Here is a 2,889-nt window from a genome sequence, read left to right on the forward strand (position 1 = left end):
CCGAGACCAGGTAGAGCGCCACGGTGGGGTGCCGGCGGCGCAGCAGCAGCGGCGCCGCCATGCCCACCGCGAGCAGGTACGCGAACCAGTCGCGCGGCGTCGCGCCGGCCTCCCGGCCGGTGACGATCGCGAGTTCGCTGACGGCCAGCGCGGCGAGCACGACGGCGGCGTCCACCGTCCACCGCCGGATGCTGGTCACCGGCACACGGTATGTGACCGGCGGGCCTGTCGTCTGCACCCGGCGGGCGGGCGGCGGGACGTCACCGCTTGCGGGCGTCGAGGAGTTCGTTGAGGTGCAGCGCCGTGGTGATCAGGGCCAGGTGGCTGAACGCCTGGGGGAAGTTGCCGATCTGCTCGCCGGTGAGGGCGATCTCCTCGGCGTAGAGGCGCAGGTTGCTGCTGAAGGTGAACATCTTCTCGAAGGTGAGGCGGGCGTCCTCGAGCCGGCCGGCGCCGGCCAGCGCGGCCACGTACCAGAAGGTGCACATGTTGAAGGTGCCCTCGTCGCCGGGCAGGCCGTCCGGCGCGGCGGCCGGGTCGTAGCGGTGGACGAGGCTGTCGGAGACCAGGTCCCCCTCGATGGCCTCCAGGGTGGAGAGCCACAGCGGGTCGGTGGGGGTGACGAAGCCGACCGCCGGCATGATGAGCAGCGAGGCGTCGAGAACCGGTTCGCCGAAGCTCTGTACGAAGGAGCGGCGGCCCAGGTGGTAGCCGCGCTCCATGATCTGGTTGTAGATGGTGTCGCGCTGCTGGACCCAGCGGTTGACGTCCCCCGGTCGGCCGTGCCGGTTGGCCAGCCGGATCGCCCGGTCGAAGGCGACCCAGGACATCAGCCGGCCGTAGGTGTAGTTGCGGGGGTGGTGGCGGCTCTCCCAGATGCCCGCGTCGGGCTGGTCCCAGTTGTGGCAGAGCCAGTCGACGAGCCGTACGGTGCTGCGCCACACCTGGTGCGAGGGGCGGATGCCCTGCTCGTCGGCGACGTGCATGGCGTACAGGGCCTCACCGTGGATGTCGAGTTGCAACTGGTCGGCCGCGCCGTTGCCGATCCGTACCGGCCCCGAGCCGCGGTAGCCCTCGAAGTGGTCGAGGACCTCCTCGTGCAGGTCGGACGAGCCGTCCACCCGATACATGATCTTCAGGGGGGCGGCGTTGTCGCCGGCCTCGCGGACCCGCTCGTCGAGCCAGTTCACGTACCGGCTGGCCTCGTCGGTGAAGCCGAGCCCCAGCAGGGCGTGCACCGAGAAGGAGGTGTCCCGGATCCAGGTGTAGCGGTAGTCCCAGTTGCGGGTGCCGCCGATCTGCTCGGGCAGCGCGGCGGTCGGCGCGGCGATCATCGCGCCGGTCGGGGCGTACGTCATCAGCTTCAGGGTGATCGCGGAGCGCTCCACCATCTCGCGCCAGCGCCCGCCGTACGTGGAGCGCTCGAGCCAGCGGCGCCAGAACTCGATGTTCCGCTCGAACATCGCCGCCACCTCCTCCGCCGGCACGATCCGCGGCGGCCGGACGGACGCGGTCTCCAGGATGACGCCGCCGGTCTCACCCTCCTGCAGCGTGACCCGGCCGACCAGGTCGTGGCCGTCGTTGTCGACGTCCCGCTCGCGGACCAGCTTCGGGACCGGGCGGACCGGGTTGAGCGTCAGGCTCAGCGTCGGGCTGCGGAAGACGTAGCCCTCCGGGTGCACCTCCAGGTCGTGGCCGTCCCGGCCGTAGTTGAACCGGGGCCGGCACTCCAGCTTGAAGCGCATGCTGCCGCGGATCATGCGGACCATCCGCACCAGGCGGTGCTGCTCGGTGGGCCGCTCACCGGCGACCGGCATGTAGTCGATGATCTCCGCGACGCCGTCGGCGCTGATGAAGCGGGTGATCAGGATCGGCGTGTCGGGCTGGTAGAGCTGCTTGGTCACGTACTTGACGTCGTCCGGGGCGATCCGGAAGTAGCCGCCCTTCGCCTCGTCCAGCAGGGCGGCGAAGACGCTGGGCGAGTCGAAGCGCGGGGCGCAGAACCAGTCGATCGAGCCGTCGCAGGTAACCAGGGCGGCAGTTTGAAGATCGCCGATGAGTCCGTGGTCCTCGATGGCGGGGTACTTCTCCACGCCAGCCTCCCCCACGTCACCTGCCCTGGATCGGACGGTAGACGGGCGGGGCGCCCGCGCGGCGGTCACCGGGCGACGATCACCCGGCCGGGTGGCGTCCGGTACCCGGTCACGCCCCGCCGAGCGGTCCGGCGTCGACCTCGATGATGTCGGCCGGCGCCCGGCGCGGCGCGGGCGGCAGCTCGTCGCCCGGCCCCCAGCCGACCAGGACCACCAGGTAGGGCTCGCCCACCCCGGCGAGCAGCTCGCGCATCATCCGGCGCGGCCAGGCCAGCTCGATGGTGTCGCTGATCGGCGCGGTGGCCAGCCCCTCGGCCGTCGCGGTGAGCAGCAGCGCCGACAGCGCCTCGCCGCCGCGCAGCCAGGCCGCCGGGTCGTCCCGGTCGCCGAAGAGGATCACGTACGCGGCGCCCCGGTCGAAGTCGGTGCCGGCGCTCAGTCCGGCCGCGCCGCCCGGCGCGTAGTCGCGCAGCGGCACCCGGCGGGGTGCGGGCCGCACCGCGGTGGCGGTGGGCACGCCGTCGCCGCTCTCCGCCGGCCGGTTGGTCCACCGGCGCAGCTCCTCCCGGTACGCCGGGTCGGCCAGCTCGGCGTCGGCGGCGCGGGCGGTGGAGACGGCCAGCATCGGCATCTGGTCGAGCCGGACCACGTGCAGGTACGCGTCCTCGGCCTCGACCGCGGCGCGCAGCCGGCCCAGCAGCAGTGCCGGTACCGGCCGGTCGCCGTACGCGCGCCGGTCGGTGCGGCGGCGGGGGATGGCGTCGACCAGCCGGCCGGCGGCGACGTCCAGGTCGGC

The 2,889-nt window shown here is 72.9% G+C and carries 3 protein-coding genes; all 3 read right to left on the reverse strand.

Annotation, left to right across the window (positions count from 1 at the left end):
- Nucleotides 1–199, reverse strand: a 199-nt coding sequence (locus ACWEVO_RS34125; protein ID WP_452311536.1) for a hypothetical protein, incomplete at its 3' end; no start/stop codon positions are given.
- 61 nt (nt 200–260) lie between these two features.
- Nucleotides 261–2,093, reverse strand: a complete 1,833-nt coding sequence (locus tag ACWEVO_RS34130; protein WP_452311537.1) for a glycoside hydrolase family 15 protein — start codon at nt 2,091–2,093, stop codon at nt 261–263.
- A 109-nt stretch (nt 2,094–2,202) separates the two neighbouring features.
- On the reverse strand, nt 2,203–2,889 hold a 687-nt coding region (locus ACWEVO_RS34135), incomplete at its 5' end, for an Acg family FMN-binding oxidoreductase (protein WP_452311538.1).

Source organism: Micromonospora sp. NPDC003776, from assembly GCF_053605645.1.